Raw genomic sequence first — 17,464 nt, 5'->3', positions numbered from 1 at the left:
ATTAATAGAGGTGAGAGGATAAGCGTGTGCGGACTTGTTTTAGACTCCGTGAAAGATAAGCTGCCACTAGATTTTCAGATCGATTGACGCATTTTGCGATCTCGTTGTTCTTGAGTTCCCCGAAAATTTTAAGGCTACAAATCTCACGTTCTATTGGAGGCAAACTGTGGAGCACTAGAGTGATGCTTTCTTCTAGGGTTTTTCCATGAAGCTCTTCTATGGGATCTTCGTTTCCTGGCGGATCCCAATCTTCTGGGAAAGGGAGTAGAGTTTTACCGTGCTGGCGAAAGTGCTCATGGATGGTGTTGAGGGTGATTCGGAAAATCCATGCTCTGAATACTTCGGGTGCGTTGCTTTTCAAGGTTTTAAGATGAGTGAGGACTTTTTCCCAGACTTGGCTGAGTAGGTCTTCACAGAGGTCTTGATTTTTAACTCTTATGTATACGAAACGATAGAGTGGATCGTAGAACGCCTCGTAGAGATTGCCAAAGGCGTCAGGATTTACTTTTGCTTTTTCGATGAGAGCTGAATTCATGGGTTTAGGATACAGGATTTATGCAAGAGAGATGCAGGAAGGAAGGGAAGTACAACAAAAAATGAAAAGAAGCTTTTTGATTTTTTAATACTCTTTAAAAAGTATGGACCTACGGAAGTGGAAATGGATGGGCAGGAAATGCTCCTTTTGGAAGAAGAGGACATCCTTGCAATTATCGAATAATTTAATTGTTCATGAATAAATAATTAGTTCAATTATTTTTCTCACTAACCAACTTTAAACCATGGCAAAACAAATCATCTTCGACGACAAGGCTCGTCAAAAAGTGCTCTCGGGTGTGAATCAACTTGCGGCTGCGGTGCGCATCACCATGGGGCCCAAAGGGCGCAATGTGCTCCTTGAGAAAAAATTTGGAGGGCCGCTCATCACCAACGATGGAGTGACCATCGCGAAGGAGATTGACCTTAAAGATCCCGAAGAAAACGTGGGAGCTCAACTTGTAAAAGAAGTGGCCACACGCACGAACGACGTGGCTGGGGATGGAACCACGACGGCAACCGTTTTGGCGGCTGCGCTTGTGGAAGAGGGAATTCGCAATGTGGTGGCTGGCGCCAACCCTGTGCTTTTGAAAAAAGGAATGGACAAGGCACTTGCGAAAGTGGTTGAAAAACTTTATACCTTGGCGAAGCCTGTGAAAACCAAGAAAGAAATCGCTCAAGTCGCAACCATTTCGGCTCAAGATGAACAGGTTGGGGAAGTGCTCGCAGAACTCATGGAAAAAGTGGGTCACGATGGAGCCATCACCGTGGAAGAAACCAAACATGGGATGGGCCTTTCTTATAAAGTCGTGGAGGGAATGCAATTCGACAATGGTTATATTTCTGCCTACATGGTGACTGATCCGGCTCGCATGGAAGCGTCGTATGACGATGTGCACATTCTTCTTACCGACAAGAAGATCTCTAGCTTCAAGGAGCTTTTGCCTTTGCTGGAGGCGCTGGTTCAATCGGGTAAAAAAGAGCTGGTGGTGCTTGCCGAAGATGTGGATGGAGATGCGCTCACCAACTTGCTCGTCAATAAGATTCGCGGAGGCTTCAGCATTCTTGCGGTGAAGGCGCCTTCGTTTGGGGATCGTCGCAAGGAAATGCTCAAGGACATTGCCGTGCTCACCGGAGGCACCGTGATTTCGGATGAACTGGGACTCAAATTGGAAAATGCCACGCTCGAACAATTGGGCCGCGCCGGAAAAGTGCTCGCGACCAAGGACCACACCATGCTGGTGGATGGGAAGGGCGATGCCAAGGCCATTGAGGCTCGTGTGGCGGAGATCAAAGCCACCATGGAACACAGCAAGTCCGACTTCGATCGTGAAAAAATGATGGAACGCATTGCGAAACTTTCGGGAGGAGTGGGAGTGATTGAAGTGGGGGCTGCCAGTGAGGTGGAACTCAAAGAAAAGAAAATGCGCATTGAGGATGCTTTGAATGCGACCAAAGCGGCTGTGAAAGAAGGCATTGTGGCCGGAGGAGGAAGTGCCCTTTTACATGCGGCGAAGGTTTTGGAAGGTTTTGAAGGAGCGAATGAAGATGAGAACATCGGGGCCCGTCTGGTTGCCAGCGTGCTTTCGATGCCCACCCGTCAAATTGCAGAAAATGCAGGTAAAAATGGGGAAGTGGTGGTGACGGAAATCCGTCGTGGAAGCAGCGAAACTTATGGTTACGACGCGTTGAACGATCGCTACCTCGATATGGTGGAAGCGGGTATTGTGGACCCCACCATGGTGACGCGCTCAGCTCTTGAAAATGCGGTTTCTGTTGCAGGAACCATTCTTACGACGGGTGCAGTGGTGACGGAAATTCCCGAAGAAAAGCCGGTTGCAGGCGGAATGCCCGACATGAGCGGGATGATGTAAAATGCCGGTCGTTTTTTGAGCTGGCCTCTAATCTAAAAGCCTCCTTGTAAAAAGGGGGCTTTTTTGTTATAATGATGAGATTTAAATTCAAAAAAACGCCATGGATTTTCACGCTCTCGCCCTCCGCGCGTCAAAAAATGAGGTTTTAGCCCATTATTTTGGTCGTAAAGGCGGTATTGAGGAATGGGAAGCCGTGTTTAAACGTTGGCCTGAAGAAGAGTTGCACACTTGTGAACTGATTTTGCGTGAAATTGAAGACATGGAGATGGATGTGGAGAAGAAGGCCGCACGCCGTCATGAAGTGGCAAATACACGAATGAAGCAACAATTTGAATCTGTAAAAATGAATCTTCTGCAAAAAGTGAATTCTAAAAAATCCCAAGCATGACGAACTTCGACGTTCAAAAAGCATTCACAGACAATGCGAAGGAGATCACAGGCTTGGCCTATTTGGTTTTAAACGACTTGCTGGGTCTTGATTTGGATGGACGAGTGAAAGCAGCTTTGGAATCGGATGAAGATTTATTGAAGGCTACCTATGCGCATTTTCATGAGATTGGAACGGAAAATATTATTGATAAGGCCAAGATTGATGAGCTGAAACTTGCGGAATCTTTGAATGTTCAGGCACGTGCTGCTTTGTTGCTCGATGATTTTTTTGGGATGTGGCCCTTTGAAAAGTTTGAAAAGGGAGAATCTTTTTCGTTTGCTGATGTTTCTGAACTCAGAGAGAGCGGCATTTTTAAGGAGCTTAATGAATCCCATCATCTTTTAGCTCCTGCCGACGGGTTGAATATGGATGTGGATTTTTTTGAAAGAAAAGCTCCCGCTTTCCCTTTGCCTACGAAAGCCCGTTTGGTTTTAGACAGAGATTTGTCTCTTTTTGCGATGAATATTTTGAAGAAATCTGCGGCTAAGGCAGGCAAAGAAGTGAAAGTGCTTTTGCCAGGAGAGCTCGCTACCGTCCCCCCTCCTGGACCCAAAGATTGCCACATTGTTTTGTCCCCTTCCGCTGAAGATTTGAATGAAAAATTGAACTGGGAACTCATTGCTTTGTATGCAGCCGCTTGGGAAGAAGAAATTCCTTTGGTGGGACTTTCCTCTGAATTGGTGGCTGCCATTCATGTTTACAATGGCATGAACCCCAATGAAGCGTGTGCATTGGCGCACCTCAATAACCCTGATTCTACATTTTTAGCTTCCCTTCATGCTCCCCGACCGATTAATGAATTTGAAGAAAGCTTCGATGAACCTCAATAAACCCTTTTATGGATATCAATACTTATCTCAAAGAAGTCGTACAAAACAATTGCCCTGATCTGCATCTTAAAGTCGGGCGCGTGCCGCTGGTGCGTTTGCCCAATGGGGACTTGTATGAAATGCAAAATGCAGAAGTGATGACGGCTCAAAATATGAAAGAAGTGATTGATCAGATTCTTTCTGCCGATAAGCAAGTGCTTTTTGAACAACGCGAAGAAATCGATACTTCTTATGCGCTCATGGGTTCGGGGAGGTTTCGTGTGAATGTGTTTTGGGATACGGATGGGCCTGCGGTGGCGTTTCGTGCCATTCCCAGTGAAATTCCTACTGTGGAAGGATTGGGTTTGCCTCCTCTTCTTAAAGGCTTCACTCAAAAATCAAAAGGACTTTTCATTGTGACAGGACCTACGGGTTCGGGTAAATCCACTACGCTTGCGGCCATGGTGAATGAAATCAATCAAAACCGTCGAGTGCACATCATCACTATTGAAGACCCGATTGAGTTTGTGCATTCCCCCAAGATGGCGCTGATGACTCAGCGAGAAGTGGGCACGCATACCAATTCCTTTCCCAATGCCATTCGTGCAGCGCTACGCGAAGATCCCAATGTGATTTTGGTTGGGGAAATGCGTGACCTTGAAACGATTTCGGCGGCCATTACTTTGGCAGAAACCGGTCATTTGGTGCTTGCGACTTTGCACACTCAGGATGCGGCTCAGTCCATTGACCGTATCATCGATATTTTTCCTCCTCACCAACAAAGTCAGGTGCGCACGCAACTGTCCACCACCTTGATTGGTATTATGGCGCAGCGCCTGATTCCTCGCGCCGATGGCACAGGCCGCATCATGGCCTTTGAACTCTTGGTGCGCAACGATGCCATCACCAACTGCATTAAAGAAGGTCAAACGCATCAAATTTATTCCATGATGCAAATTGGAAAAGCGGATGGAATGATCACGCTGGATTCTTCGCTCGCCGAACTGTACAAGCAAGGCCTTATTACTGAACAAGACATGTTGCTTCGCGCACATGATCCTGAACTGATCGCTAACCTCGTGCGCCAATGAATGTGAAGCATCTCTTCATCAATCTCACCGATCCCGTCATCTTTCAAAGTTTTGGAGGGGAAGGGTTTTGGAGCAAAGTGAGTGCCCCTGCTGGCACTGTGATTTTTAAGGAAGGCGAAGACAGTCAAGATTTTTATTATGTTTTTTCGGGCAACTTGTTTGTGGATAAATCATTGAAAGATCAAGCAGGCGCTCAAAAGCGCATTGCTACCTTGGGGACCGGCGATTTTTTTGGAGAAGGAGCTTTGCTTTCGGACAAAACGCGTGCGGCTACCGTTACGGCTCAAAGCGACAGTGTTTTACTCAAACTTTCTCAGAAAAATTTTGAATCTTTGGTCGCCAGTGATCCTCATGCGGCGGTGGGCATTATTTTGGGAATTTTAAAAGTTTTGAATGCGCGTTTTCAAGACACCAATGAACGTTTGGTGGTTTTGCAACAAGTGGCCAAACTGGTGCGAGAATCCAGTGGCAGTGCCGATTTGGCTTTGCGCAGCATTGTGATGCAACTCCAGTCTGTCATTCATCACGGCAAGGCTGTTTTAGCAGGGGTGGATGGAATGTGGAAGGCCGCTTCCGAGGGACTTTCGGCAGAAGAAGTCGCTTTGATCCAAGCCGCCACTCCTCGAGTTTTCCCTTTGCTTTCCACGGTGGGTGCTCCGGAATCTTATGCAGATGCCTCGCATCTTTACACCGCTGTGCATGCGGTGGATGGCAAGTTGATCGGAGCCTTGGTGATTCCTGTTTGTGCCGATTGTATGGAGCAAGATGCACGTCTTGTTTTGACCGTTGCCGAACAAATTGGACACCTGATGTGAAGTTCAGTAAGATACTAGCGTTTTTTCACGCCTTGTATCCATGGACGATATTTATCTGCCTGACGAAGATGAAGAAGGAATTGCGTTTGAGCGAAAGGAGTTGAGTCCCGAGAAAGAAGCAGAGAATTTGCCCTCCAAAAGGGTGAGTGTTTCTTTTGATCGCTTTGTGCTTTTGGTGGCTCAGCACAGTTTTGAAGAAGTGGTGGAGCGCAATAAAGATGAAGAAGTGGTGATCAGTACCAACCTGCTCACAGATTTGGCCAATGCACGGCGCACGGTTCCTCAACAAAAAGGAACGCTGCTGGCTCTTTCGGGAGCGGTGCTCGGAATTTTAATCGGTTATTTTCTTTTCACTTGATCATGAAAAAACGGCGCATTTTATTGAAATTGTCGGGAGAGGTTTTAGGAGGCCCCGATGGAATCGGGGCCGACGGGGCCGCTCTTATGGCGGCTGCTTTGGGCATTCAAAGTGTGGTGAAAAAGAACATACAAGTGGCCGTGGTGGTGGGCGGCGGCAATTTTTGGCGCTATCGAGACAACAAGTCTTTGGCCATTGCTCGCACCACCTCTGACGCCGTGGGCATGATGGCGACCTTCATGAATGCACGTTTGCTTGCGGAGGCTTTGAAAACCCTCAAAGTGAAGACGCGCGTGCTTGCAGCGCATGGCAACTTTTATTTTGCCGAACCTTATGTACCGGAGTTTGGACGAAACTGTTTGGATCGTGGCGAAGTGGTTTTATGTGCAGGTGGAACGGGCAATCCTTATTTTACTACCGATACCGCGGCGGCCTTACGGGCGTTGGAATTGGAATGTGATGAACTTTTAAAAGACACCAAAGTGGAGGGAGTTTACGACAGCGATCCCATGAAGAATAAAAAAGCCAAGCTCTTTTCCAAACTCACTCATCAGGAAGTGCTGGACCGTGAACTCGGCGTGATGGACTTGACGGCCGTTCTGCTTTGCAAAGACAATGGGCTCCCCGTGCGGGTTTTCAATGGGCGCAGCAAAGGCAATTTGCTCAAAGCGGCGCTCGGCAAATCTGTCGGGACCCTCATCTCTTAAAAAACTTAAAAAATTTCAATTATGGCTCATGCCCTCGTGAACAAAGCTCAACAAGATTTTAAAAAAACTCTCGAACATCTTTTGGAAGAATACAGTGGACTCCAGATCGGTCGTGCCTCTTCTTCGCTGGTTGAAAATTTGATGGTGGAGGCATATGGCATGATGCAGCCGGTGAAGGCGATTGCCAGCGTGATGGTTCCAGATGGGCGCACCGTTCAGATTCAACCTTGGGATAAATCCATGCTTGCGGGTTTGGAAAAAGCCATTCGTGAATCGGAATTGAATTTGAACCCTACTAACAATGGTCTGGCAGTGATTTTGACCATTCCTTCGCTCACGGAAGAACGTCGCCGAGACCTTGTGAAAGTGGTGGGCCGCATGGCGGAAGAAGCTCGCATTTCGGTGCGAAACCTCCGTCACGAGGTAATGACTCAACTCAAGCGTATGGAGCATGAAGCTCAACTTACAGAAGATGAACGAACCAAGGCTGAAAAAGATTTGCAAGAAGAAGTGAACGCCATCAATGCTCAAATCGATCAAGAGGCCAAGAAAAAAGAAACGACCATCATGACCGTTTGATTTAACCCTTCTCCATGTCCATCTTCTTTACTGTCCTTGCTTTCCTTCTTATTTTTTCCTTGCTCATTTTGATTCATGAGGCGGGGCATTTTTTTGCCGCAAAAAAAGCGGGCGTAAAGGTGGAGGAATTCGGCATGGGTTTGCCCCCGCGCATTTGGGGCTTTAAAAAAGGCGAAACACTGTATTCCATCAACTGGATTCCCTTTGGAGGTTTTGTGCGCATGCTCGGGGAAGGGGATGCCGGCAAAGAAGCGGAGACCAGTAAGCGCAGTTTTCGCAATCAGCACTTGAGGGTGCAGGCTTTTATTGTGTGCGCTGGAGTGCTGATGAATTTGATGCTCTCTTTTGTTTTGCTCACCATTGGTTTTTGGGTCGGTATTGAGCCGCTGATTGCCACTTCGGATGATTTTTTTTCCAGTCTTCGCAATGGGACCATGCAGGTGGAACCGGGCTTTGTGGTTTCGCAGTCCACTTCCGATCGAATTAAAGAGGGGGATCGAATTTTGGGCTTTGAAACTTTTGAAGAATGGCAAAGCACTTTGCTTGAAGTGGAGGAAGGCACTGCTCCCGAGCTTACGGTACTGCATGCCGATGGCACGCAAAGCCAGGAAGTTTTGAATCCGCAGCTTTTGGATGAAATTGAATTGGAGGCTTTCGCTTTGCCTTCTGTGGTTTATCAAGATCAAGTGGATGCGCTTTTTCATGGTGTCTTGCAACAAGGAGATGTTTTGATTTCTGTGAAAGATCCTGAGGGGCAAGTGCATCCTTTGCTTTCGCTGGAAGATTTTGATACGGCTTTGGACACCTTGGTTTCGCCTCTTGTTTTGAAGGTTTATCGTCCGAATTTAGGGACTTTTGATCTGGATTTAATTTTGCCTACTGAGGCTCCGGTCATTAGTTTTGTGGAAAAAGGTTCTCCTGCGGAACAGGCTGGGCTTCAGGTGGGGGATCGCGTTGTGGGTGTGGCCGAGTTTCAGGTGGTTAAGGCGCAGCAAATTTTGGATTTGATTTCGGCTCACAAGCAAAGTTCTGGAACAGGTGAATCTATCCGTGTGCAAGTTTTGAAGCAAGCGACAGGTGAAACGGTGACGCTGACCATTCTTTTGCGCGAAGATGGCCGCATGGGCGTGGGCCTTGCGGATCTTGCGCCCAGCATTGGAAAAACCTCGGTTTATGAAGGTTATGTCCCTTTCACTTTGATGGGGATGCAGGAAGTGCAATTGGGGCTTTCTGCCCCTGGAGTGGCGCTGCAGGAAATGTGGCGTTTGGGTAAGGTGACAGCGGTGACTTTTGTGGATGTTTTAAAACAATTTGTTACCGCAAAAGGAGTGCCGGAAGGGGTTTCGGGCCCCGTGGGCATTGCTCAAATGACGGGCATCACCATTCAAGATGGTTTTGCGGCCACTTTGCGTTTTGTGGCCATGCTTTCTTTGAGCTTGGGAGTGATCAATATTCTGCCTTTCCCCGCTTTGGATGGAGGGCATTTTGCGGGCATTTTGTTCAAGGCCGTCACGGGCCGTTCGGGCTTGGCTCGTTGGGCCAATCTTGTGAATTTGGCTGGCTTTGTGTTTTTACTCGTCTTTATTTTATACATCACTTTCAACGACGTTTTGAACTTGCTGTAAAGACTAGAGCTTGTTGCTCACTTTTTGGGAGGCACTAAGCTTTTGCAATTGGGAGCTTTTCTGTCAAAGAGTTTTGCACAATTGTGGCTTGCGAGTTTTGCACAATTCCTACTACTATGAGCGTCCAATAAGTTGAAATTTTATTTATGGATGCCGTACTTCCTGGACAGGACCTTTGGCTTCGCATCCTTGAAAAAGTGGAGGGAGATGTAAAAAGGCCTCACTTTCTCACTTGGTTTCAAAACACCGCCATCCTCTCTTATCACGATGGACTTTTGGTGGTGGGAGTGCCCAATATTTTTGCCAAGGATTGGCTGGAGCACAAATTGGGATCTCAGCTGATGCAGGCCATTCAAAAGGTGCATCCTCAGGTGCGTGAAGTGATGTTTGAAGTGGACCCGCAATTGGCTTTGCCCGAAGATGTACGTTCGCTGGATGTCACTAAATTGTTCAATGGCAAAGAAAAAAAATCGCGCAAACTTCCTGGGAGGCAAGAAGTGCGCCTCATTGAAGGGATTTCGAGCAAGTGCCTCAACCCCAAATACAGTTTGCAAAATTTTGTGGTGGGTGGCAGCAGTCGTTTGGCTCATGCCGCGGCCATGGCCGTGGGGCAAAGGCCGGGGGCTTTGTACAATCCACTCTTTATTTATGGAGGGGTGGGGCTGGGGAAAACTCATCTTTTGCAAGCTATTGGAAATGAAGTGCTGCGCAATGATCCCAATAAAGTGGTGGTCTACATGACCAGCGAACGTTTCACCAATGAAATTGTGGAAGCCATCGGACGTCGCAACTCCAAAGAATTCAAGGATCGGTACAGAAGAGTGGATGTTTTGATTATTGATGACATTCAATTTTTGGCGAACAAAGACCGTACGCAAGAAGAATTTTTCCATACCTTCAACGAGCTTTATGACAATGGAAAACAAATCATCATCAGTTCGGATCGTACGCCCAAGGAGCTGGATCAGCTGGAAGATCGTCTGGTGAGTCGTTTTGAAATGGGAATGATTGTGGATGTGCAGTTCCCGGATTTTGAGACTCGCCTGGCTATTTTGCATTCCAAATGTCGAGAACACGAAGTGCTGATTCATCCAGAAGTTTTGCAATTCATTGCGATGAATGTGCATGAAAGTGTGCGTGAGTTGGAAGGGGTTTTCGTTCAGGCCATTGCTCAAGCTCAGCTCGAACACTCCACGCCCACCGTGCGCTCCGTCGCCAAGATCATTAAAAAATTGGGACGCACTCAATTGGAAGGTTTGGAAGAGGAAGGAGAACTCCGTGAAACTCGCAGCATTCATCTTGCAGATGTTTTGGAATTGGTGGCTTCTTACTATCGGCTTTCGACCGAAGACATGCTGGGGGACTCTCGAAAAAGCCATGTGATTTTGCCTCGTCAGGTGGCCATGTATCTCATCCGAAATGAGCTCGGGGCCGCTTATGAACAGATTGGAGAAGCCTTTGGAGGCAAGAACCACACCACGGTGATGCACGCCTGTGAAAAAGTGGAGAAACAGCTCAAGAAAGATAAAAACTTGCTGCGAGACATGAATGCCATTAAGAAAGAAATGGGTCTTTGACACGTTCAAATGAATTATACTTATTATCGTCGTTATCAAGCTTCGTCCAAAAAACGCTCCAGCGGTTTCAAATCTTTTTTTTGGCTGGTGGTGGTTTTGGTCATTCTGCTGCTCTTGTTGCAGGCTTGTGTGACTTTTATGCGCTCCATGATGGAAGAGAAAAAAGATGAGGCCACTTTGACGCTCAATGAAGGAAGCGCCGAAGTTTTGGAGTGGGGACAAACCGAGGCGACTCCGGCTGCGGATGCCCAGATGTTTTTGGTGGGAGACACTGTGCAAACTCAAAATGACAGCTTAGTGACTTTGCGTTTCGCCGATGACATGGAGCTCCGTTTGGATGAAAACACAAAACTCCGTTTTGAAGACGCTCAAGTGTCGGAAGAAGAGACGCAGGTGAGTTTGGAGCTGCTAACAGGTCGGGTGTGGGTGAAGCAAAGTTCTGAAGAGCAAAGCATCGATCTGTTTTTGAAGGGCAAGACCATGAATATGGAATCATCTCAGGGGGTTTTTCTTATCGCCAATCAGAGCACCAAACAGTACGTCTATTCTTTTGAAGGCAGCATGAGAGTCGATTATGTGGATCGCAGTCAAGGGGATTCGGTCATTGAAAGCGTGCGTGTCGAGAAAGGAAAAAAATCCATTTTAACTTCAGAAGCGGAGCTGGCCTTGCTGGCTCGCGAGAGCCTCAACTTGCTCGGGGAAGCCGGGGACGATTTTGTGGGTGATCGTTTTGTGATGTGGAATTTGGGTACAGCCGTTGCCTTTCAAGAAGCAGAAGAACCGGCCCCGGATAAAGAAGAGCTTGCAGAAGAGGAAGTGGATGAGGAAACCGAGGAAACGGATGAACCTGTGGAAGCCGAAACGCCTGAACCTGTGGAACCCGAAACGCCCGTGGCTGGCTTATGTGCCTCAGTGACTTCGCCGGGCCTGAATGTGACTATTCAAAAAGATGCCATTGCCATTGAGGGCAGCATCACGTGTGGAACCGCTGCAACGGTCACGGTGACCTGGGCCGGCAACAACTCTCCTTACACTTTGGGGGGCTTTGCTCCGGGGGATGCAACTTTCCGTTATGTAGCGGATGCCTCTTATGGCAATTTAAAAGCAGGAGTCAATACTTACACTGTTGTGGCGACCGCAGCGGATGGCACTCAAAGTGCGCCGGTCGTGGTGACCATCAATGCGGAGTTTTAGGGGTGGCCTCTACTCAATGTACGCCGCCTTGTTTTCCTCGTGCTCTGCATTGGTGCTTGCATAATGCACGTCTCCTTCGCTGTCGGTGAGGTAAAACCAGTAATCGCTTGCCTTGGGTTCAAGAGCGGCTTCTAAGCTGGCGAGGCCTGGGTTGCAGATGGGCGTTGGAGGGAGTCCGGTGTTTAAGCGGGTGTTGTAGGGACTTTCTTCTGCCAAATCTTCGGCGGTGAGGCTGTGGTCCTCGTCTTTATAGAGAAGAGTGGCGTCGATGCCGAGCGTCCAGTCGTCGTCCAGGCGCTTCCAAATGATGCCGGCCACAAGCGGTAAATCGGGCTGGGTACGCACTTCTTTTTCAAGCATGGAGGCGACGTTCACGAGTTCGTCGAGGGTTCTTCCTGAGGCATCCAAAGTGGCTTGCATTTTCTCCGTCCATTTTTTATCGAAATTTTGTAACATTTGATTGATGAGGCTTTCCACACTGAAAGTAGCGCTGTCTACAAAATAGGTGTCTGGGAAGAGGTAACCTTCTAGGTTTTGGTTTTCGTCGAGGAAGTCGTAGCTGAAGTCACATTGAAGAGTACATTCTTTAAAAGCCCCCGCTTCAATCAGACCGAGTTCGGTGAGTTTTAGGTCCATGTCTTCAATAGTCCATCCTTCAGGTACGGTGAAGGCGAGTTCTCCGGTGCCTTCGGTGGTGAGCACGGTCACCACTTCGCGCAGGGTCATGCTGGGGCTGAGTACGAAGCTGCCGTAACGAAGTTTTCCATCCAGGCCTTCGTTTTCCACGGTTTTTACAAAACTGTTTTCGCTCACAATCAGGTCTGCACTTTCTAGAGCACCGGCGATTTGTTTGGCGCTGGAACCTTTTTCAACAGAGAAAACGATTTTTTCGCTGCTCGTGGAATCCACGGCTTCGTTGAGGTCGCTTTTCCAAAAAGGATTCCAGAAATGCCAGGCTCCAATAAGGAGTACAAGCAAGCAAAGGAATTGAAGGATTCGTTTTTCCATGAGTTGAGTTTGTGACTAAGCTTGAGGGAGTTCGCCTTCGGCTCCAGGCATGGCCATACCGAGGTCGCCCATCATGTCGCGCATGCGCTCTGCGGCCACTTCCTGGGCTTTTTTGATGGCTTTGTTGAAGACGGTTTTGAGTGCGTTTTGCAGCTTTTCTACATTTTCAGGTTTCATCATTTCCTCGGGGATGAACACATCCTGCACCTCTTGCTCGGCATTGATCACGACTTTTATCCCTTCCACTTCGGCTTCAATGTGGAGGTTTTTGAGTTCTTCCTTAATCTGTTTGGCTTTCTTTTGAAGTTTATAAAGGTCTTTAGCCTGTCCAAAGAGTCCCATGGTTTTGCGTTAGAGTTAAAGCGCTGGGATTATACTGCTAGTTTGCGTGTTGTTCCAACATAAAGTGAATTTAAGCTTGCTTTCTCCTTTGGCTCTCGTTAAAATCCCTCCGCATTCTTAGTTTTTATGGATAAAGCAACACTTTCTGCATCTGTTCGAGATAAATCTGTTCTCGCGAAAAACCTTCGTCGAGCGTCTCTTATTCCCGTTGAATACTATGGGAAAGGAATAGAAAACATGAGCCTCACCGTTAATTACGGGGACTTCCGTCGTTTGTACCGCACTGCGGGGATGAATACGGTGATTGAACTCGATGTGGATGGAAAGGGGAAAAAAAATGTGATTGTGCATCGCGTGGACACCCACCCTGTGACCGATGATATTGCCTATGTTGAGCTCATCAATGTGCGCATGGACCAAGAGATTACGGCCAATGTGCCTCTTCGTTTGGAGGGACAATCGCCAGCTGTACGAGATACGGGTGCTATTTTGATCCAGAATATGGACGAAGTGGAAGTGACCTGTCTTCCTGCGTATTTGCCTCATGAGATTGTGGTGAACATCGAATCCCTCGTGGATCTCGGTTCTTCCATCCACGTTTCTGATCTCGTGGCTCCTGCGAATGTAAAAATCACTGCGGATTCTGAAGCTTCCGTTATTTCCTTGACGGTGGCCAATGAAGAAGAAGTGGCTCCTGTTGAGGCAGTGGATGTATCTACAGTGGAAGTGACCACAGAAAAGAAGGATGAAGGAGCGGCCGAAGGGGCTGCCACCGAAAAGAAGGAAGAGTAATTGTTTCGCTTGCAAAACTAAAAAGCCCCGCTTGCGGGGCTTTTTTCGTGCTAAAGTTCACAGCCATACTGGCCTTCATCATCATAACTGCAATTGTAGCCGCAGTAAGAGTGTTCACCTTCTGTAGTTTCATTACCCATTTTTTCGAAAGTCCAGTTTTCACAAGCCTCATTGCTGACGAAACTTTGTGTTTCAAAGCCGTCTTCCGCAGAGCCGGAAGGATAGTAGAAACCTTGCCAAGCTGGGTTCTGGTGGGTGCATGCGGCAAGGGCAGCGGTCATTAAAAGAAAGAAGAAGAGTTTTTTCATGGGAGCAGATTTTTATTGAATGAGCTGTTCCAAAAGCCTCTGCATGGTTTTTGCTTCAGAACTTTGAGCTGTTTCACTGTCTTCAATTTTGAGTGTGAAGCTGGAGCCTACCGTTGCCTCAAGAGGCAAAAGGCTTTTTGGAAAGTAGATGAGTTCGGTTTGGGTGCCACGTCTCAGTTCCAAGATGGCGTGCGAACCTTCCTCTTTAAGATAAGCAGCGTTGTACTTGAATTTGAAAGGATTCCAGGGCATTGAAGCAAGGGCGATAGGAGAGGTTATGCTAGCAAATTTTTCATTTGGAAGAGAAGGTTTTATGTGTGATTGTCGTTGACACAAAATCATTTCAGTTTTTCTTCAGCACGACCCTAAAAAAGAGACCCCCCTTTGGAGGTCTCTTTTTAAATCGTAAAGTTCAAAACGTTTAAAGCCAAGAGTGCATCACAATGATCGGAGCCAGGATGAGGGCTACGGTGTTGATCACTTTGATGAGGGCGTTCAAGGCAGGTCCGGCGGTGTCCTTATAAGGGTCGCCCACGGTGTCTCCGACGACGGCGGCTTTGTGGGTGTCTGAACCCTTGCCCCCTCCGTGTCCGTCTTCAACGTACTTCTTTGCGTTGTCCCACGCTCCTCCGGCGTTGCTCATGTTGATGGCCATGAGCAGACCGGTGATGATCACTCCGCCGAGCATTCCTCCGAGGGCCAAGGGCCCGAAAACGAAGCCGACGATGATGGGACTGAACACGGCGATGAGTCCAGGAAGGATCATTTCTTTGAGAGCGGCCTTGGTCACGATGTCCACGCAAGCGCCGTAGTCGGGGCGAGCCTTGCCTTCCATGATGCCTTTGATCTCACGGAATTGGCGGCGCACTTCTTCAACGATGCTGAAGCCTGCTCGTCCCACAGCTTGCATGAGGAAGCCGGAGAAGAGGAAGGGAAGGGCTCCTCCTAAAAAGAGACCGATCATCACGCGATAATCAGATAGGTTGAAGATGAATTCAGTTCCACTGTTTTTAAAGAGTTCTTCGCCGTAGGCTTGGAAGAGCACGAGGGCAGCCAGAGCGGCGGAACCGATCGCGTACCCCTTGGTCACGGCCTTGGTGGTGTTCCCGACCGCATCGAGTGCGTCGGTGTTTTCACGGACTTTTTCAGAGAGCTTGGACATTTCAGCAATTCCTCCGGCGTTGTCGGTGATGGGTCCATAGGAATCCATTGCGATCACCATACCTGTGGTGGAAAGCATGGCTACGGCTGCGATGGCGATTCCATACACTCCGCTTTCAAGAGTAGAGTGAGCTCCCAGCCAGTAAGACCCGAACATGGCGGCCACGATGGCGATGACCATGGGGAAGGTGGAGAACATTCCTTGAGCGAGACCGGCAATGAGATTGGTTCCAGCTCCTGTTTCAGAGGCCTTTGCAATGGAACGTACAGGGTTGTAGTCCTTAGAAGTGTAGTACTCGGTTGCGACGTTGATCACTAAGGTGAGGGCGAGACCGACGAGGCCTGCGTAGTAGATGTTCATGTCGTTGATCATTTCCTTCGTCACAAAGTAGAATGCAACGGCAGAGATGAGTCCTGTGGCGATGGTTCCACGGTAGAGGGCGCCCATGATGTTCTTCTTACCTGGAGCGAGGCGCACAAAATAAAGACCGATGATGGTCGCGAGTACGGCCACGGCACCGAGTGCGAGAGGATAGGTCACGCCCACTTCACCGATTTTAGTGGTGAGAGTGGAGGCCGCCAAAATCATGGCAGCGATGAGGGTCACGGCATAGGTTTCGAAGAGGTCTGCTCCCATTCCGGCGCAGTCCCCCACATTGTCTCCTACGTTATCGGCGATCACTGCAGGGTTTCGAGGATCGTCTTCAGGGATTCCTTTTTCAATCTTACCCACGAGGTCGGCACCCACGTCGGCCGCTTTGGTGTAAATTCCTCCTCCCACACGAGCAAAAAGAGAGATGAGAGACGCTCCGAAAGCGAATCCGATCAGCATTCCAGGTGCTTTATCCACAGTGATGCCCATGGAAACGGTGAGTATCCAGTAAAAACCGGAAACTCCGAGCAAGGCGAGTCCCACTACAGCGAGACCGGTCACGGCGCCTCCTTTGAAAGCCACATTGAGAGCGGCAGGCAAACTTTGCTTGGCCGCTTCAGCGGTGCGTACATTGGCACGCACGGCAACCCCCATTCCAATATAACCGGCGAGGGCCGAGAAAATGGCTCCAACCAAAAAGCCGACGGCGGTGATCATTCCGTTTTCGGGAAGACCAAAACCGAGCAGTAAAAAGAAGAGGATGGTGAAAAGGGCCAAAGTCTTGTATTGACGGTTGAGGTAGGCCATGGCTCCTTCTTGAATGGAGGCGGCGATTTGACTCATGCGTTCGTCGCCATCGTTTTTAGACAGCACGTTCACGATGAGCACTCCGGCCCAGACAAGTGCGAGCACGCTGGCTCCTATTGCGAGTACTGAAATATCCATAAATAATAAAAGATTAAAGTTCGGCGAAATTTTAGAGGCTATCTCAAAAAAAGGGAAGAGCAAGAACGCAGAGGATTTTAAGATAGCCTCTAGGTGAAAATCAGATTGGCAGCAAATAAGCCCGGGCGTCTTTTATTGACACTCGGGCTTATTTAGTTTTTGTTAATCTAACTTAGCCTGAAAACTACTTCATGCTGGCTAAGGTCTTCATGAGAGCAGTGAGCTCTGCTTTGTTCTCATCACGGTAGATGAGGTATTCGTAAGTGCCGTAAACCAAAATAAAGATGTTCAGAACCATTCCTCCGACGACGAGGGCAAGTATAAATACAATCCCCCCGAGAGTTTCAGAGGCCAATCCAAATCCTCCACTCACAAGGGCTGCGGCCAATGCGAAGAGATAAAAAAACAAAGTACTGACCAAGGAAATTGCACAGTAGTTTCCGAGTGTGCGCATGAATCCGGCACTGGAAATCATTTTTTGACTGATGCGGTTGGCATCGCCACCTGAAATTTTTTCAAGTTGAGAGACTCTAGTGGACTTGGAGTACATCACTGCCTTGTACAAACCTGGAATCACTAAGAGAAGAGACCAAAGGACAATTTTGATCGCTGTTAACAGACTTGTTCCGAGCGTTCCCCAAAAACGGGAAAGCCCGTAGCGGAGTCCCTCTTGAATGTCTAGCTTTTTGGCGCCGTTGTAAAGATCGCTGCACCATTTGGCGAGAGCGCCTGCAAAAGCAACGAGGAACACAATCCAAGCGATGTAAAGCAAGAAAGCGATGAAACTTTTAGCCGGAGATGCGCCTCCGAGGAATACTAAGCACATGAGGAGGCAAACCATGGCACCAACGGCTGTGGGTAGAATCATGAAATCCTTCCAATGGGTTTTTGTGGTTTCCCATGCCATTTTGGCAATAAAGTCGGTTGTATTTTGTTGCATAA

General features: G+C 48.3%; 20 protein-coding genes. 13 read left to right on the top strand and 7 right to left on the bottom strand.

Annotated elements, in window-relative coordinates:
* Position 1 precedes the first annotated feature (1 nt).
* The gene (locus tag IPG41_01790; protein QQR55271.1) at positions 2-535 is read right to left on the bottom strand and encodes a sigma-70 family RNA polymerase sigma factor; all 534 of its coding nucleotides are present in this window, start codon (positions 533-535) and stop codon (positions 2-4) included.
* On the opposite strand from IPG41_01790, the gene IPG41_01785 reads away from it, so the two are divergent.
* The 12 genes from IPG41_01785 to IPG41_01730 all read left to right on the top strand — a co-directional run bounded on the left by IPG41_01785 (position 530) and on the right by IPG41_01730 (position 11,593).
* A complete protein-coding gene (locus tag IPG41_01785) occupies positions 530-718 on the top strand; it encodes a hypothetical protein (GenBank protein ID QQR55642.1) in 189 nt (62 codons plus the stop codon). The two genes, IPG41_01790 and IPG41_01785, sit on opposite strands and share 6 nt — an antisense overlap.
* A 61-nt stretch (positions 719-779) precedes the next feature.
* Positions 780-2,408, top strand: a complete 1,629-nt coding sequence (groL, locus tag IPG41_01780; GenBank protein QQR55270.1) for a chaperonin GroEL — start codon at positions 780-782, stop codon at positions 2,406-2,408.
* A 100-nt stretch (positions 2,409-2,508) separates the two neighbouring features.
* Positions 2,509-2,796, top strand: coding sequence for a hypothetical protein (locus IPG41_01775; GenBank protein QQR55269.1), 288 nt, complete (start codon positions 2,509-2,511; stop codon positions 2,794-2,796).
* Complete coding sequence (locus tag IPG41_01770) at positions 2,793-3,668, top strand: hypothetical protein (protein ID QQR55268.1); 876 nt, start codon at positions 2,793-2,795, stop codon at positions 3,666-3,668. The genes IPG41_01775 and IPG41_01770 overlap by 4 nt, the downstream gene beginning before the upstream one ends.
* 8 nt (positions 3,669-3,676) lie before the next feature.
* Positions 3,677-4,738, top strand: coding sequence for a type IV pilus twitching motility protein PilT (locus IPG41_01765; protein ID QQR55267.1), 1,062 nt, complete (start codon positions 3,677-3,679; stop codon positions 4,736-4,738).
* Complete coding sequence (locus IPG41_01760) at positions 4,735-5,553, top strand: cyclic nucleotide-binding domain-containing protein (protein ID QQR55266.1); 819 nt, start codon at positions 4,735-4,737, stop codon at positions 5,551-5,553. Before IPG41_01765 ends, IPG41_01760 begins: the two co-directional genes overlap by 4 nt.
* A gap of 40 nt (positions 5,554-5,593) precedes the next feature.
* Positions 5,594-5,911, top strand: a complete 318-nt coding sequence (locus tag IPG41_01755) for a hypothetical protein (protein ID QQR55265.1) — start codon at positions 5,594-5,596, stop codon at positions 5,909-5,911.
* Positions 5,912-5,913: 2 nt separating this feature from the next.
* A complete protein-coding gene (pyrH, locus tag IPG41_01750; protein ID QQR55264.1) occupies positions 5,914-6,618 on the top strand; it encodes a UMP kinase in 705 nt (234 codons plus the stop codon).
* Between the two features lie 21 nt (positions 6,619-6,639).
* The gene (gene frr, locus IPG41_01745; protein QQR55263.1) at positions 6,640-7,197 is read left to right on the top strand and encodes a ribosome recycling factor; all 558 of its coding nucleotides are present in this window, start codon (positions 6,640-6,642) and stop codon (positions 7,195-7,197) included.
* A gap of 14 nt (positions 7,198-7,211) precedes the next feature.
* On the top strand, positions 7,212-8,822 hold the full coding sequence (locus IPG41_01740; GenBank protein QQR55262.1) for a site-2 protease family protein: 1,611 nt from the start codon (positions 7,212-7,214) through the stop codon (positions 8,820-8,822).
* A 146-nt stretch (positions 8,823-8,968) separates the two neighbouring features.
* Positions 8,969-10,399 carry a chromosomal replication initiator protein DnaA gene (gene dnaA, locus IPG41_01735; protein ID QQR55261.1) on the top strand — a complete coding sequence of 477 codons (1,431 nt, stop codon included), beginning with the start codon at positions 8,969-8,971 and terminating at the stop codon, positions 10,397-10,399.
* A gap of 9 nt (positions 10,400-10,408) precedes the next feature.
* The gene (locus tag IPG41_01730) at positions 10,409-11,593 is read left to right on the top strand and encodes a FecR domain-containing protein (GenBank protein ID QQR55260.1); all 1,185 of its coding nucleotides are present in this window, start codon (positions 10,409-10,411) and stop codon (positions 11,591-11,593) included.
* Positions 11,594-11,602: 9 nt separating this feature from the next.
* Here IPG41_01730 and mltG read toward each other — a convergent pair whose 3' ends face one another.
* Positions 11,603-12,601 (bottom strand): endolytic transglycosylase MltG, encoded by a 999-nt coding sequence (mltG, locus tag IPG41_01725; protein ID QQR55259.1) that lies wholly within the window; start codon positions 12,599-12,601, stop codon positions 11,603-11,605.
* Between the two features lie 15 nt (positions 12,602-12,616).
* Positions 12,617-12,943 carry a YbaB/EbfC family nucleoid-associated protein gene (locus IPG41_01720; protein ID QQR55258.1) on the bottom strand — a complete coding sequence of 109 codons (327 nt, stop codon included), beginning with the start codon at positions 12,941-12,943 and terminating at the stop codon, positions 12,617-12,619.
* Positions 12,944-13,069: 126 nt separating this feature from the next.
* Between IPG41_01720 and IPG41_01715 the strand changes: the two genes are divergently transcribed.
* Positions 13,070-13,735 carry a 50S ribosomal protein L25 gene (locus IPG41_01715; protein ID QQR55257.1) on the top strand — a complete coding sequence of 222 codons (666 nt, stop codon included), beginning with the start codon at positions 13,070-13,072 and terminating at the stop codon, positions 13,733-13,735.
* Positions 13,736-13,785: 50 nt separating this feature from the next.
* Here the strand turns inward: IPG41_01715 and IPG41_01710 are convergent, their stop codons facing one another.
* The 4 genes from IPG41_01710 to IPG41_01695 all read right to left on the bottom strand — a co-directional run bounded on the left by IPG41_01710 (position 13,786) and on the right by IPG41_01695 (position 17,462).
* Positions 13,786-14,043, bottom strand: a complete 258-nt coding sequence (locus IPG41_01710) for a membrane lipoprotein lipid attachment site-containing protein (GenBank protein QQR55256.1) — start codon at positions 14,041-14,043, stop codon at positions 13,786-13,788.
* Between the two features lie 12 nt (positions 14,044-14,055).
* Positions 14,056-14,295 (bottom strand): hypothetical protein, encoded by a 240-nt coding sequence (locus IPG41_01705; GenBank protein ID QQR55255.1) that lies wholly within the window; start codon positions 14,293-14,295, stop codon positions 14,056-14,058.
* 169 nt (positions 14,296-14,464) lie between these two features.
* Positions 14,465-16,522 (bottom strand): sodium-translocating pyrophosphatase, encoded by a 2,058-nt coding sequence (locus IPG41_01700; protein QQR55254.1) that lies wholly within the window; start codon positions 16,520-16,522, stop codon positions 14,465-14,467.
* Positions 16,523-16,706: 184 nt separating this feature from the next.
* Positions 16,707-17,462, bottom strand: a complete 756-nt coding sequence (locus IPG41_01695) for a hypothetical protein (protein QQR55253.1) — start codon at positions 17,460-17,462, stop codon at positions 16,707-16,709.
* Positions 17,463-17,464 lie beyond the last annotated feature (2 nt).

This window comes from Candidatus Peregrinibacteria bacterium, from assembly GCA_016699145.1.
Classification (GTDB): domain Bacteria; phylum Patescibacteriota; class Gracilibacteria; order UBA1369; family 2-02-FULL-48-14.
The sequence above is the reverse complement of the archived record's forward strand: the minus strand, read 5'-3'. Positions and strand labels throughout refer to the sequence as shown.

What these genes read in the sequence shown, in the direction of transcription:
- IPG41_01740 (QQR55262.1), top strand. Translation starts at nt 7,212, where the DNA reads ATGTCCATCTTCTTTACTGTCCTTGCTTTCCTTCTTATTTTTTCCTTG.
- mltG (QQR55259.1), bottom strand. Translation starts at nt 12,601, where the DNA reads ATGGAAAAACGAATCCTTCAATTCCTTTGCTTGCTTGTACTCCTTATT.
- IPG41_01720 (QQR55258.1), bottom strand. Translation starts at nt 12,943, where the DNA reads ATGGGACTCTTTGGACAGGCTAAAGACCTTTATAAACTTCAAAAGAAA.
- pyrH (QQR55264.1), top strand. Translation starts at nt 5,914, where the DNA reads ATGAAAAAACGGCGCATTTTATTGAAATTGTCGGGAGAGGTTTTAGGA.
- IPG41_01710 (QQR55256.1), bottom strand. Translation starts at nt 14,043, where the DNA reads ATGAAAAAACTCTTCTTCTTTCTTTTAATGACCGCTGCCCTTGCCGCA.
- IPG41_01695 (QQR55253.1), bottom strand. Translation starts at nt 17,462, where the DNA reads ATGCAACAAAATACAACCGACTTTATTGCCAAAATGGCATGGGAAACC.
- IPG41_01770 (QQR55268.1), top strand. Translation starts at nt 2,793, where the DNA reads ATGACGAACTTCGACGTTCAAAAAGCATTCACAGACAATGCGAAGGAG.
- IPG41_01700 (QQR55254.1), bottom strand. Translation starts at nt 16,522, where the DNA reads ATGGATATTTCAGTACTCGCAATAGGAGCCAGCGTGCTCGCACTTGTC.
- groL (QQR55270.1), top strand. Translation starts at nt 780, where the DNA reads ATGGCAAAACAAATCATCTTCGACGACAAGGCTCGTCAAAAAGTGCTC.
- frr (QQR55263.1), top strand. Translation starts at nt 6,640, where the DNA reads ATGGCTCATGCCCTCGTGAACAAAGCTCAACAAGATTTTAAAAAAACT.
- IPG41_01765 (QQR55267.1), top strand. Translation starts at nt 3,677, where the DNA reads ATGGATATCAATACTTATCTCAAAGAAGTCGTACAAAACAATTGCCCT.
- IPG41_01775 (QQR55269.1), top strand. Translation starts at nt 2,509, where the DNA reads ATGGATTTTCACGCTCTCGCCCTCCGCGCGTCAAAAAATGAGGTTTTA.
- IPG41_01790 (QQR55271.1), bottom strand. Translation starts at nt 535, where the DNA reads ATGAATTCAGCTCTCATCGAAAAAGCAAAAGTAAATCCTGACGCCTTT.
- IPG41_01730 (QQR55260.1), top strand. Translation starts at nt 10,409, where the DNA reads ATGAATTATACTTATTATCGTCGTTATCAAGCTTCGTCCAAAAAACGC.
- dnaA (QQR55261.1), top strand. Translation starts at nt 8,969, where the DNA reads ATGGATGCCGTACTTCCTGGACAGGACCTTTGGCTTCGCATCCTTGAA.
- IPG41_01715 (QQR55257.1), top strand. Translation starts at nt 13,070, where the DNA reads ATGGATAAAGCAACACTTTCTGCATCTGTTCGAGATAAATCTGTTCTC.
- IPG41_01705 (QQR55255.1), bottom strand. Translation starts at nt 14,295, where the DNA reads ATGCCCTGGAATCCTTTCAAATTCAAGTACAACGCTGCTTATCTTAAA.
- IPG41_01760 (QQR55266.1), top strand. Translation starts at nt 4,735, where the DNA reads ATGAATGTGAAGCATCTCTTCATCAATCTCACCGATCCCGTCATCTTT.
- IPG41_01755 (QQR55265.1), top strand. Translation starts at nt 5,594, where the DNA reads ATGGACGATATTTATCTGCCTGACGAAGATGAAGAAGGAATTGCGTTT.